Here is a 13,995-nt window from a genome sequence, read left to right as displayed (position 1 = left end):
CTATTAGACGCTTACTTTGCAATTAATTAGAATTAATCCAAATAAAAAAGAAAAGAATAAATGAATAAATTTAGACTAGTTAATTTACTTATAACGCTCTTATTCCTCTCAGTGAGTGCCATTGCCCAACAATCGGGCAGCATTACCGGAAAGATCACTACATCAGATGGACATAATGCTGCATTTGTATCAGTTAAGTTAATTGGGACTCCATTTGGGGCAACTACAAACGAGAAAGGCGATTATGAAATCAACAAAGTAAACCCCGGAAAATATACAATTAGAGTTTCGGCAGTTGGTTTAAGCCCTCAGGAAAAACCGGTAGAGGTTATAACTTCTGCAAATACCAAAGTCGATTTTGTATTAAGAGAAGATCTTAGCACACTGGAAGAGGTTAATATATCTACAAATACCAAAAGATATAAAGTAGATCAGCCATCATCATCTTTAAGATTAAACCAACCATTATTAGAAATTCCTCAAAATATTCAAATCGTTAGCTCACTAGCTCTTGCAGATCAGCAGATAATTAGTATGAGCGATGGTGTTCTAAGAAATGTTAGTGGCGCTGCAAGATTAGAACATTGGGGCGATATGTATACTAATATTACAATGCGTGGCTCCCAAATCCAAGCAATGAGAAATGGCTTTAACTTTGTTTCATCATATTGGGGACCATTAACAGAAGATATGAGCATGGTTGATCATATTGAGTTTGTAAAAGGACCCGCTGGTTTTATGATCGGTAATGGCGATCCAAGTGGTATGTATAACGTTGTTACCAAAAAACCGACAGGAAACAACCGCGGTGAAGTTTCTTTTACAGCAGGCAGTTTCGACCTGTACCGAACCAGTATAGATTTTGATAGACGATTAACTGATGACGGCAAATTATTGTTCCGGTTAAATGGTGCAGCCCAAACAAAAGGCTCATTCAGACCGTTTGAGAAAAATGATCGCTATACTTTTGCCCCTTCACTGAGTTACCAATTTTCTGAAAAAACAAAATTAACCGCCGAGTATGCATTGCAAAATGCAAAAATGACGGAAGTTGGCTCATACTACATCTTTTCTCCTGAAGGATACGCTACCTTACCTCGTAATTTTACACTTACCCAACCGGGTGTACCTCCAACCAGAATTAATGATCACAGTGCTTTTATTAATTTACAGCACGACTTTAGCAACTCATGGAGGGCGACAGCTCAGGTAGCTTATTCAAAGTATCTGCAAAATGGATATAGTTCATGGCCATCTGCAGTATACGCAAACAGTACCTTAATTAGAAATGTTGGCATTTGGGACGCTGAAAGCACCATGAAACTAGCTCAATTCTTTATCAATGGAAAGGTAAAAACAGGCGGTATTAGTCATAATATTCTGGCAGGTTTTGACGGAGGAAAGAAAAACTACATCGCAGATTGGGGACAATCGCATGATTTGGATCTTCCATCTTCACCTTTTGATTTAAATAATCCCAACTATGGTTTCCCTTCAAATGGTTATCCAGAATTTGACAGAACAACTAGTTTAAAAGACCGGGCAATTGCTGCTGGAGGTTTAATGGATCAAAAATACCTAAGCGGGTATTTACAGGACGTAGTTGGCTTTATGGATAACAGAATTCGCTTAACGCTTGCTGGAAGATATACTTATGTAAGCCAGTCGGCCTGGGGTGGAAGCCCCGATAAGGCAAAACATTTTACACCACGGGTGGGCCTCAGTGTTTCGGCAGACAAAAACACATCCGTATATGCTGTATATGATGAAGCATTTACACCTCAGAGCGGTTTCTTACGAGACGGCGGAAATATTGAACCGATTACAGGAACCAACTACGAAGTAGGTATTAAAAGAGATTGGTTCAATGGAAAGTGGAATACTACTTTATCTGTCTACCGAATTCTTAAACAAAATGAACTTACTGCAGACCCTTTCAATAAAGCAGGTGAAAACTTCAGTGTGGTAGTTGGCGAAAAAAGAGCACAAGGTATAGAATTCGATTTAAAAGGCGAGATCTTTACCGGACTCAAATTAATAGCAAATTATGCATACACAGATGGCAAAGTAACTAAAGTGGCAGAAGGTGTAACCAGTATGGTTGTTGGCCAGGTGGTTCCAGGCTTCTCAAAACACACCTCAAATGCATGGTTAAGCTATACATTACAACGAGGAGCTCTTAAAGGCACGGGTATTTCATCAGGCTTTACTTACCTTGCAGGCAGAGCTATGGGTACTTATAGTGGCGACAATTCAGAACAGAATCTGCCAGATTACTTTAAGCTGGATGCAGGACTTTTCTGGGAAAACAAAAGCCTCAGAATTACTGGAAATGTATTTAATATACTTGATAAGTATTTGTATTCAGGTGCATATTACACCAATTATTGGAATGCCCCAGATTATAACCAGCCTATATACTCATGGCAAGCAGAATCTCCAAGAAACTATAGATTGAGCATAGCCTATAAATTTTAAATGATCAACAATAAGAAATACAGATTCAAATATTGGATCGGAAAAGTACATTTATGGCTCGGATTAACATCCGGGCTATTTGTGTGTTTTTTGGGCATTACTGGTTGTATACTCGCATTCCAGAGAGAGATAGAAGATACTGTACAACTATACAGATATGCTGAGGTAAGAAATCAACCTCTACTCCCTCCTTCTGAAATAAAGAAAATTGCCGACCGCGCCCTTCCCGGTAAAGAAGCACACAGTATAGGATACCAAGATGGAAGAGCCTCAATAGTATCTTATTTTAAAGAAGGCGAAGATTATTACTGGACTGTATATGTAAATCCATATTCAGGAGAGGTATTGAAAGTTAAAGACATGGCCTGGGATTTTTTCAGAGTCATGATTATGGGACATTATTATCTGTGGCTACCTCCAAATATTGGCCAGCCTATACTGGCTACTGCCACATTGATGTTTACTTTTCTATTATTTTCTGGACTGGTACTTTGGTGGCCAAAAAATAAAGCAGCAAGCAAAAAACGCTTTACGGTAAAATGGAATGCAAAATGGCGAAGGGTAAACTATGACCTGCATAATGTGTTTGGATTTTACATGACATGGGTCTTAATTTTCATCGCATTTTCTGGACTGGTTATGGGCTTTCAATGGTTTGCCAAATCAGTATATTGGGTATCTTCGGCAGGTCGCCAAATGATTCCTTTTGAAGAGAGCATCTCAAAAAGCGCTTCTGATGCGCAATTAGTCGCATTGGCGGCTGGCAAAGCTCCAGCTGAGGATATTCTTTGGGCAAAAGCCAGAACTGACAGGCCAGGTTTTAAAGGGAGCATGGATGTACATCCCCCTCATGCTAAAAACTCGTCTGTAGAAATATCAATTAATCCTGATCCATACACTTATTGGAAAGCAGACTACCTCTTTTACGATCGTTACACACTTAAGGAAATAGAGGTAAAACATATGTATGGCAAACTTGCCAATGCAACAGCAGCAGATAAGCTTGCCCGCATGAATTACGATATCCATGTTGGTGCAGTACTGGGGCTCCCGGGAAAAATAATGGCCTTTGCAGCCAGTTTAATTGCTGCCAGTTTACCAATTACCGGCTTCCTTATTTGGCGCGGACGCAAAAAGAAAAGCAGGCAATCCCACACATAGTTCACGCCTTCTACACACATCCTTCACAAAAAGGTACCCTTTTGTGTATTTGGTGTGAAGGATGTGTGTAGAAGGCGTGAAGAAACAATAATCTTGTGAACATATGCAACACAATCTGTTCTAAATCAACAACATTTATCAAAAAAATCTTTTCATTAAAAATAATAATTATTATCTTTGCCGTCCCTAAACGGGAAAAGGAGATTTAATTTTAATGGCTAAAAAACAAGTAGCAGAAAAAGAACTAGAGGCTAAAACAGCTGAACTACAAGGCGCAGACGCTCGTCTTGCTGAAAAAGAAACCATTGAATCAGAAGCTGATTCAGTGTCGATCGAACAGATCAAATCATCATTAGCGACACCTGATCAAGATTTTGACTGGGATGCTGATGATAAAGTTTTCGGAAAATACTCTGACGAAGACCGTAAAAAGTTTGAAGACATGTATACCGATACTTTCAATCAAATCACTCAAGGTGAGATTATTAGCGGTACTGTTGTTTCAATTAACAACAAAGACGTGGTATTAAACGTTGGATTTAAATCAGACGGTTTAGTATCTACTTCTGAGTTCCGTGATACACCTGATTTGAAAGTTGGCGATAAAGTTGACGTTTTCGTGGAAGCCCCTGAAGATGCTAACGGCCAATTGATTTTATCTCGTAAAAGAGCTAAAACTCAGAGATCATGGGAAACTATCAATGAAGCTCTTGACAATGACAGAATCATCAACGGATTTGTTAAAAGCCGTACTAAAGGTGGTCTTATCGTTGACATTATGGGTGTTGAGGCTTTCTTACCAGGTTCTCAAATTGACATCAAACCTATCCGCGATTACGATGTATACGTGGGTAAAACAATGGAATTCAAAGTTGTTAAGATCAACCACGAGTTTAAAAACGTAGTTGTATCTCATAAAATCTTAATCGAGGACGACTTAGAAAGCCAAAAAGTTGAGATCGTATCTAAACTTGAAAAAGGTCAGGTTCTTGAAGGAACTGTTAAAAACATTACAGATTTCGGTGTATTCATCGATTTAGGTGGTGTTGATGGTTTACTTCACATTACTGATATTTCTTGGGGCCGCATAGAGCATCCAAAAGAAGTATTGAGCTTAGACGAAAAAATCAATGTTGTAGTTCTTGATTTTGATGACGAGAAAAAACGTATCGCATTAGGATTAAAACAATTAACTCCTCACCCTTGGGAATCTTTAGATGCTAACTTAGCTGTTGGTTCTAAAGTTAAAGGTAAAATTGTTACTGTTGCTGATTACGGTGCTTTCCTTGAAATCATCCCTGGTGTTGAAGGTCTAATTCACGTATCAGAAATGTCTTGGTCTCAAAACTTACGTAGCCCTCAGGAATTCCTGAAAGTTGGCGATGAAATCGAAGCTGAAGTTTTAACTTTAGATAGAGATGAGCGTAAAATGAGCTTAGGTATTAAACAATTAACTCAAGATCCTTGGCAAAATGTTGCTGAAAGATATCCTATCGGAAGCAAACATACTGCTGTAGTTAAAAACATGACTAACTTCGGTGTATTTGTTGAAATCGAAGAAGGTATTGATGGTTTAATCCACATCTCTGATCTTTCTTGGTCTAAAAAAGTTAACCACCCTAACGAATTCACTAAAGTTGGTGATACATTAGACGTTGTTGTTCTTGAATTAGATGTTGAAAGCCGCAAATTAAGCTTAGGTCACAAACAACTTGAAGAAAACCCTTGGGATACTTTCGAAACTATCTTCACTGTAGATTCAATCCACCAGGGAACTGTTGTTAAAGTAACTGATAAAGGCGCTGTTATTGCTCTACCATATGGTGTTGAAGGTTTCGTACCTACTAAGCACATGGCTAAAGAAGATGGTACTACTATCAAAGCTGAAGAAACTAATGATTTCAAAATCATTGAGTTTAACAAAGATGCTAAACGTATCGTTGTTTCTCATGCCCGTATCTGGGAAGAGGCTAAAGCTGAAGCTGTTGCTGAAGAAAGAGCTACTAAGAAAAAAGAAGCTAAAGCATCTAGCAATGCAGTGAAAAAAGTTAAAGATTCAGTTGAAAAATCTACATTAGGTGATTTAGGAGTGCTTGCACAATTAAAACAACAAATGGAAGGTGAAGAGAACAAAGCTAAAAAAAGCTAGTTCCATTTAACTTTATATAATTTAAAAGCCCTCAAATTTTGAGGGCTTTTTTTATGCTAAAATTTGTACTCCTATTTATTATTTTTGAGCAACACACATCATGTCTTTTAGTATGAGAATAACGCTTAGCTTAGTTTTACTTATCCTTATTTCCCTTAAAGTGAGTGCACAGGACATAATACCAGCACCCGTAGAAATGAGGGAAGGCTCCTTCCCTAACGAGAGATTTAGCTTAGATAAAAACACTGTAATCTTTATTAATACTTTGCAGGCACAACCTTCTGCACAGTTTTTATCAGACTACATTTCAAAACACTATAACATACATCTGCCCATAATTACTGATATTGCAAAAATTGGCTCGCGGCAATCTATAAATTTAATTACCAACAGTACCATATATACCAATCCTGACAAGTATACACTCTCTGTACTTCCGACCATAATAAACGTAGGATCCTCATCTCCTCAAGGTATATTCTACGCTGTACAAAGTGTTATACAACTCTTACCATCAGGAACCAACAATACAGATAAGTTAGCTATTCCAACTGTTGAGATTATTGACTATCCCCGCTTTGCATATAGAGGAATGCATCTTGACGTTAGCCGGCATTTTTTTGATGTTAATTTTATAAAGAAGTATATTGATTACCTAGCATTACACAAACTAAATTATTTCCATTGGCACCTAACTGATGATCATGGTTGGCGAATAGAGATTAAAAAGCACCCAAAACTTACTGCGATTAGTGCATGGCGTAACGGAACTATTATTGGTCTGTATCCTGGGACAGGGAATGATGGGATTAGATATGGTGGATATTACACACAGGAGGAAGTTAAGGAGGTAATAAAATATGCTATGGCCAGATACATTACTGTTGTTCCGGAAATAGAAATGCCCGGACATAATATGGCTGTGTTAGCCGCATACCCTGAATTAGGAACCACTCCTGCTATACCAACCCAGGTTGCGCAAACATGGGGAATTTTCAATAAATTCAATAACGTACTGCAACCGAGGGAAAAGACTTTTAGTTTTCTGGAAGATGTTTTGACGGAGGTAATGGAATTATTCCCTTCTCCATACATTCATATTGGAGGAGATGAATGCTCCAAGATCTGGTGGAAACAATCTGCATTCGCTCAAAAACTCATTAAAGAAAAAGGATTAAAAGATGAGAATGGTTTACAAAGCTATTTTATTCATAGAATGGAGAAATTTGTAAATAGTAAAGGAAAAACAATAATAGGATGGGACGAGATTTTAGATGGTGGCCTGGCCCCTAATGCAATTGTAATGAGCTGGCGCGGAGAAAAAGGCGGTATTGCAGCAGCAAAACAGCAGCATAAAGTTATTATGACTCCCGAAAATTCTATGTACTTTAATCATGCACAGTTTATGAAGGATGATTCGCTAACAGCGGCTAAATTTTTACCGCTAAAAACTGTTTATGATTATGAACCTGTACCGGCTGAACTTACGCCCAAGGAGGCGGAATATGTTTGGGGAGGACAGGGAAACCTATGGTCTGAATATATTGCAAATCCGGCTAAAGCAGAGTACATGCTTTTCCCAAGGCTGGATGCACTAAGTGAAGTGCTATGGAGCCCTAAAAGTAAGCGTAATTATATCGATTTTAGAAGAAGACTTAAAACACAATTTAAGCGATATGATTTATTAAAAATAAACTATAGTAAAAGATACTTAACTGATCAGTAAGCAATTCGTACTTCTTTATTCAATTTTATCAAAAACACCCATTAAATTTAATCCGATTTTTTTATATTTGCCTAATCATTAGTCAATGCAAAAGAGAACCCTGCTAGACGGACAAAAATTCCAAATCACAATTAAGCGACTTTGTCATCAATTAATTGAGAATCACATCGATTTTTCTAATACTGTTTTAATAGGTATACAACCAAGAGGTAGTTACTTTGCCAACAGGGTGCAACAAGAGCTTTCCCAAATTCTTAAGAAAACCAATATTAAAAAAGGTAATCTGGATATTACTTTTTTTAGAGATGACTTTAGAAGAAAGGATGGAATTGTTTCAGCAAACAGCAATACCATAGATTTTATAATTGAAGGTCAGAATGTTATCCTTATTGATGACGTATTATGGACAGGCCGAACCATTCGGGCTGCTATGGATGCATTATTAGCATATGGACGACCTGAAAAGGTTGAACTAATGGTGTTAATTGACAGGCGTTTTTCGAGACAGCTACCTATCGAACCAGATTATATTGGCCAGCAGGTAGACAGCCTAAACTCACAAAAAGTTAAGGTAAGCTGGAAGGAAACCGAAGGAGAAGACAAAGTTATCTTATTATCAGAAAGCAATAAATAGTATGGCAGCAGAGAAATTATCAACCCGACATCTTTTAGGTATCAAAGATATTAACCGGAATGATATTGAATTGATTTTTGAAACTGCAGATAATTTTAAAGATGTAATTAACAGACCGATTAAAAAGGTTCCATCTTTAAGGGATATAACTATTGCAAATATTTTCTTTGAGAACTCTACCAGAACCAAACTTTCGTTTGAGCTGGCAGAAAAGAGACTATCTGCTGATGTAGTTAATTTTGCAGCATCTTCCTCTTCTGTAAGTAAGGGAGAGACGCTAATAGATACTGTAAATAACATCCTGGCCATGAAAGTGGATATGGTAGTAATGAGACATCCATATGCCGGAGCCGGCCAGTTTTTAAGTAAACATATTAAAGCCCAAATTGTAAATGCCGGAGATGGCGCCCATGAGCATCCTACTCAGGCTTTACTTGATGCTTTCTCCATTCGTCAGAAACTTGGAGATGTGGCTGGTAAAAAAGTAGTAATTGTTGGAGATATCCTCCACTCCAGAGTTGCCATTTCAAATATTCTTTGCCTGCAAAAGCTTGGTGCTGAAGTAATGGTATGCGGCCCTACTACCTTGATACCTAAACACATTCAAAGCCTGGGCGTAAAGGTTGAACATAACCTGATTAAAGCGCTTAACTGGTGTGATGTGGCTAATATGCTTCGCATCCAGCTGGAAAGACAAGACATTAAATATTTCCCCTCATTAAGGGAATATGCCATGATGTATGGCTTAAATAAACAGATCTTAGACAATCTGGATAAAGAAATTATTGTAATGCATCCAGGCCCTATTAACCGTGGCGTAGAGATCACCAGTGATGTTGCCGACAGTAAGCAATCAATCATTCTGGAACAGGTAGAAAACGGGGTTGCAGTAAGGATGGCGGTACTTTATTTGCTTGCCTCTCAAAGGGATTAACTTTCTTTAACAGCTTTTTTATACCATTTCCTTTTTCTGTTCGTTAAACCTGTGTTATTAACACATGTTAATTTCTTATGCTATCAAGACACAATACTATATCTATATTAGTACCAACCATATTTGAAATCAGATGCAAAAAAAATACTTTTTTATTCCGCTGTTACTAGCAGGCGGCTTTACTGCAAGTTATGCGCAGTCGAGCCTACTGGTTAACCTCAATAAAAATTATCAAACAGGCTTAGAACTGCTTGACAATGAAAAATACGTTGCTGCTGCCCAGCAATTTAAACTGGTTGAACAGCTCAGACAAAAACCCGGCACACAACAGGAAAGTAATTCTGAACTTTCTTTACTTAAAGAAAATGCTAAATTTTATGCTGCCGTTTGCGCATTAGAATTAGGCAATAGTGATGCTGAAAGCCTGTTCCAGAATTTTATAAAAGACTATCCCCTTAATCCGAATACAAAACTTGCCTACTTTCATGTAGGAAAATCTTATTTCGATCAAAAAAACTATAAGAAAGCATTAGAATGGTTCGAAAAAACAGACCCATCTACCCTTTCTGCCAAACAGCGTTTAGAATATCAATTTAAACAAGGGTATGCTTATTTTCTACAAAATGATATAGAAAAAGCTGAGCCTTTATTTGAGGCTGTTAAAAAAGAGAAATCTCCTTTCCAGGAAAGCGCAACCTACTATTTTGCTTACATCAATTACCTTAATAAAGAGTATAAAACTGCGCTAAGTAACTTTGAAAAGCTGAAAGGATCCCCAACTTATGAGGCCAGCTATCCTTACTACATTACCTCAATGTACTATCTTGATGAAAGATACGATGATGTATTATCATATGCATTACCTATCCTTAAATCTTCAAAGCAACAGTATGAGGCAGAAATGTTAAGTCTTATTGCTGCTTCTTATTTTGCAAAGTCTGATTTTGTAAATGCAGAAAAGTACTTTAAAGAGTTCTATGCCAAAGATAAATCAAATGTTAAAAATAACCTTTTCATTTATCAGTATGGCTACTCGCTATTTCAATTGAAAAGATATCCGGAATCAGTTTCTATCTTAGAAAAACTGGATACTGATGATGTGTATCTTCAAAGTGGTATGTACACTTTAGGTCGCTCTTTCATTATCCTAAAAAATAAAGAAAAAGCAAGAAGTGCTTTCTTCAGAGCATCAAGACTTGATTTTGATAAAGTTATACAAGAAGAATCGTGGATTAACTATGCAAGGCTAAGCTATGAGCTTGATTTTAACCAGCAAGCGCTTGATGCAACTCAGAACTTCCTGAAACAATTCCCTAAGTCGCGCAAAATAAACGAGGCCAAAACGTTACTGGGAGAAATTCTATTAACCAGCAAAAACTATCAGGCCGCCATAGATATACTTGAACCAATACAAAGTAAATCGCCGGAAGCAAGAGAAGCCTACCAGAAAGTAACTTACTTTAGAGGACTTGAGTTTTACAACGAACGTGCATTTCCGAATGCTTTATCAATGTTCTTACGCTCTGAAAAATTCCCTGAAGATAAAGAAATCCATGCATTGAGCACTTATTGGAAAGCTGAGGCTTCTTATGAATTAAGAAAATTTGGTGAAGCTGTTAAACATTTTGAAACTTTCCTTGGAATGCCAGATGCTGATAAAACCGGTGTATACAATTTCGCTAACTATGCACTTGCTTATGCTGCATTTGAAAACGAGAGTTACGCTAAAGCTGCTACTTATTATGAGCGCTTTTTAGCTGGTAACGACAAAGATCAAAAAACAGTTAACGATGCTATTATTAGACTAGCTGACTCTTATTTTGTGAATAAGAGCTATGGTAATGCACTCGTAAATTATAACAAGATCATCAATGCCAGATCTACCGGCGAGGATTATGCATTATTTCAGCGTGGTATGATCCAGGGATTAGAAAACCAAAACGAAGCTAAAATTGGAACTATGCAGGATTTGCTTAAGCAATTTCCTAATTCCAACTATGCTGATGATGCTGGTTTCGAAACCGCTTATACTTATTTCAATATCGGAAATTTCGATAAATCGAGTACAGATCTTATAAGCTTGGTTAGTCAATATCCTAACAGTAGTTATGTTCCAAGAGCTTTGGTAACTATAGGACTGGTACAATACAATCAGGATAAAGATGACCTGGCATTAGAATCATTTAAAAAAGTAATCAGAGATTATGCAAGTAGCGAAGAGGCAAAACAAGCTTTAGAATCTATCAAAAACATCTATGTGGATCGTGGCGATTCACAAGGTTTTATCACTTATGCCAACTCAACCCCGCTAGGTAATTTCACCGTTGCAGAACAAGATAATATAGTTTTTCAGGGAGCCAATAATCTTTATTTAAAAGGCGACTTTAAAGGCGCATTTGAAGCTGTAAATGCTTATTTTGATAAATATCCGAAAGCAATACATGATAAAGAGGCTAAGTTTGTTAGAGCCGAATCATTGGTTAAACTTGGTCGCCCGCTAGAAGCTGTTGCTGATTACGAATATATACTTAATGACTGGACAAGTGATTATACTGAACGTTCACTGGTTAGTATTTCGCAATTGTTTTTAGATCAGAAAAAATATAATGAAGCGATTGTTTATTTAAAAAGATTAGAAACAACAGCCGATTATAAAGTACACCATAGCTATGCTATAAATAACCTTCTCAAAGCTTACGATGCTCTGAAAATGCCTGATGACATGATCAAGTATGTTCAATTAATCAAGGAATCTGAAAAAGGTTCGGAAGAAGAAAAAAACAGTGCAGACCTATATGCAGGTAAGGCATATTTATTAAAATCAGATACAACAAGTGCTGTAAAGGCCTTTAATAATGTAGTTAGTAAAACTAAAACACTGGCTGCTGCCGAAGCTAAATACAATATTGCTGCGTTGCAGTATGCCAAAGGTGATTATAAAACATCAACAAAAACATGTTTTGATCTGATTAACAATATGGCATCTTATGATTATTGGGTAGCTAAATCATTCCTTTTATTAGCAGATAATTATTTAGCACTAAAGGATAAGCTTCAGGCCAAAAGTACGCTCTTAAGTCTTATAGACAATTATGAAGGCAAGGACGATATTGTTCCAACTGCCAAAGAAAAATTACAGAAAATTAAATAAGATTAAGCAACATGAGATTTACTAAATTAATATATAGTACCCTTTTCTTTATCACAGCGGCATCGTTAGGATTGCAGGCTCAGGATACAAAAACTACAGAAAAGAAAACGGAAGAGAAAGCTGTTACCGAAGAAATTGAAGTTGTAAGACCTTACAAACCTATTTTAGCAGAGGCTGTTAAACTTAGAAGAAGCCCGGATCTGAATGATATTAAAACATATAAAGCTAAATTTAACTATAGCCTTACCGACAGAAAATTAGAGCTGAATTCTGACATTAATAAATTGCAGGCCCAGGAAGTAGTTGCTGCAAAGCAGGAAGAATTGATAAATAATTATGTTAAAGGTGGTTTTGGATCAGCAAAGACCATTTTTGGTGAGGCCTATATCAATATCGGACGTGATGAAGCAATGCAAGCAGGTGGATATTTTCAGCATTTTAGCCAATCAGGAAAGTTAAATAAACAACAATCAAGTCAGCAAAAGCTAAGCATTTTTGGCCGTAGCATTGGTGATGTGGTTACATTAAGTGGTCGTGTTAACTTTCAAAGAAATGGATTGTATTTTTATGGAATTGATAAGAATAACCCTACTTTAAACCCAGATCCGGAGAAACAAACCCTTAATTTCTTTGAAGCAGAGGGTGAACTGGTAAACAAGTATACCGAAGACCCTGATGCACTTAGCTATGCGCTTAAACTTAATGGATATATCTGGAGTGATAAGTTCAATGCCAAAGAAAATTCAGTTGTTTTAAACGGATATGTAAATAAGAGGATCAGTAAATTTAACCTTGGCCTTGCTGCATCTACTGAATTTGGAAGCACCAAAGATGAATTGGTAAGTGTAGGCAATAACCTCTTAAAATTGAATCCCTATATCAGATTACAGGCCAGCGGTGTAAAAATTACTGCCGGAATTAATTTTGTACAAGAATTCGGGGCATTCTCATCTACCAGAATTTTCCCTGCCGTAACTGCTGATTTTACACTAATACCTGATTACTTACAAATATTTGGAGAGGTAAAAGGCGATGTAAACCGTAACTCATTAAAACAGTTTACTGATGAGAATCCTTTCCTGAACAACAATATTACCATTAGAAATTCAATTGAAAAATTAAGTATCAGTGGTGGAATTAAAGGTACAGGTGGTCCGGGTTTTGGATATAAAGCAAGAGTATACCATAAGAGTATTGAAGATATGCCGCTGTTCGTAAACAACTTCTCAAACTTCAATAAATTTGATGTGATTTACGATTTCGGTACTATGAAACTTATTGGTCTAGAAGGTGAACTTTCTGTTCAGGTAAGTGACGCATTAAAATGGACTGGAAAGTTAAATTTTGAAGATTATAAACCTGCAGCAGAAACGCAAAGCTGGTTTAAACCTCAAATGCGTTTAAGTTCTGATCTCTCTTACGTAATCAATAACAAAGTAACCCTTAATGCCTCTGTAGCAATTCAGGATGATAGCAAAGCAAAAATTTATACTTCAGCTCCTGCTAATCCTTACTACACACCTGATCCTGCTAATGAAACTGTAGTTACAGTTAAAGGGTTTGTTGATCTGGGTGCCGGAGTATCTTACAAGATAAATAATAAGTTTTCTGCATTTGCCAGAGCAAACAATTTGCTAAACACATCATACAGCAGATACTTGCATTATGAGGTAATTGGGCTTAATGTTTTTGGAGGAATAAGCTATTCATTCTAATAGCTTTTTAATTAATAATTGGTTGATACGGAATTAAAATTTATTTT

General features: G+C 36.9%; 8 protein-coding genes. All 8 read left to right on the top strand.

All coding sequences use genetic code 11. The annotated features are described in order from the left end of the window. Positions 1-60: 60 nt before the first annotated feature. The 8 genes from CPT03_RS00305 (at position 61) to CPT03_RS00270 (ending at position 13,948) form a co-directional block, all read left to right on the top strand. Complete coding sequence (locus CPT03_RS00305; protein WP_099436970.1) at positions 61-2,478, top strand: TonB-dependent receptor; 2,418 nt, start codon at positions 61-63, stop codon at positions 2,476-2,478. Next, positions 2,479-3,639 carry a PepSY-associated TM helix domain-containing protein gene (locus tag CPT03_RS00300; protein ID WP_099436969.1) on the top strand — a complete coding sequence of 387 codons (1,161 nt, stop codon included), beginning with the start codon at positions 2,479-2,481 and terminating at the stop codon, positions 3,637-3,639. Between the two features lie 214 nt (positions 3,640-3,853). Next, entirely contained in the window at positions 3,854-5,788 is a 1,935-nt protein-coding gene (gene rpsA, locus CPT03_RS00295; protein ID WP_099436968.1) for a 30S ribosomal protein S1, read from the top strand. Positions 5,789-5,900: 112 nt separating this feature from the next. Next, positions 5,901-7,514 (top strand): beta-N-acetylhexosaminidase, encoded by a 1,614-nt coding sequence (locus CPT03_RS00290; protein WP_099440951.1) that lies wholly within the window; start codon positions 5,901-5,903, stop codon positions 7,512-7,514. Between the two features lie 85 nt (positions 7,515-7,599). After that, on the top strand, positions 7,600-8,148 hold the full coding sequence (gene pyrR, locus CPT03_RS00285) for a bifunctional pyr operon transcriptional regulator/uracil phosphoribosyltransferase PyrR (protein WP_099436967.1): 549 nt from the start codon (positions 7,600-7,602) through the stop codon (positions 8,146-8,148). 1 nt (position 8,149) lies between these two features. Continuing rightward, positions 8,150-9,082, top strand: a complete 933-nt coding sequence (locus tag CPT03_RS00280; protein WP_099436966.1) for an aspartate carbamoyltransferase catalytic subunit — start codon at positions 8,150-8,152, stop codon at positions 9,080-9,082. A gap of 133 nt (positions 9,083-9,215) precedes the next feature. Then, a complete protein-coding gene (locus CPT03_RS00275; RefSeq protein WP_099436965.1) occupies positions 9,216-12,233 on the top strand; it encodes a tetratricopeptide repeat protein in 3,018 nt (1,005 codons plus the stop codon). 11 nt (positions 12,234-12,244) lie between these two features. Continuing rightward, a complete protein-coding gene (locus CPT03_RS00270) occupies positions 12,245-13,948 on the top strand; it encodes a TonB-dependent receptor (protein WP_099436964.1) in 1,704 nt (567 codons plus the stop codon). Positions 13,949-13,995 lie beyond the last annotated feature (47 nt).

The sequence above is a fragment of the Pedobacter ginsengisoli genome (assembly GCF_002736205.1).
GTDB classification, from domain to species: Bacteria; Bacteroidota; Bacteroidia; order Sphingobacteriales; family Sphingobacteriaceae; genus Pedobacter; species Pedobacter ginsengisoli_A.
Note: the sequence above shows the minus strand (reverse complement) of the source record. Positions and strands in the feature narration are given on the sequence as shown.

What these genes read in the sequence shown, in the direction of transcription:
- CPT03_RS00290 (WP_099440951.1), top strand. Translation starts at nt 5,901, where the DNA reads ATGAGAATAACGCTTAGCTTAGTTTTACTTATCCTTATTTCCCTTAAA.
- CPT03_RS00300 (WP_099436969.1), top strand. Translation starts at nt 2,479, where the DNA reads ATGATCAACAATAAGAAATACAGATTCAAATATTGGATCGGAAAAGTA.
- CPT03_RS00305 (WP_099436970.1), top strand. Translation starts at nt 61, where the DNA reads ATGAATAAATTTAGACTAGTTAATTTACTTATAACGCTCTTATTCCTC.
- CPT03_RS00270 (WP_099436964.1), top strand. Translation starts at nt 12,245, where the DNA reads ATGAGATTTACTAAATTAATATATAGTACCCTTTTCTTTATCACAGCG.
- CPT03_RS00280 (WP_099436966.1), top strand. Translation starts at nt 8,150, where the DNA reads ATGGCAGCAGAGAAATTATCAACCCGACATCTTTTAGGTATCAAAGAT.
- pyrR (WP_099436967.1), top strand. Translation starts at nt 7,600, where the DNA reads ATGCAAAAGAGAACCCTGCTAGACGGACAAAAATTCCAAATCACAATT.
- CPT03_RS00275 (WP_099436965.1), top strand. Translation starts at nt 9,216, where the DNA reads ATGCAAAAAAAATACTTTTTTATTCCGCTGTTACTAGCAGGCGGCTTT.
- rpsA (WP_099436968.1), top strand. Translation starts at nt 3,854, where the DNA reads ATGGCTAAAAAACAAGTAGCAGAAAAAGAACTAGAGGCTAAAACAGCT.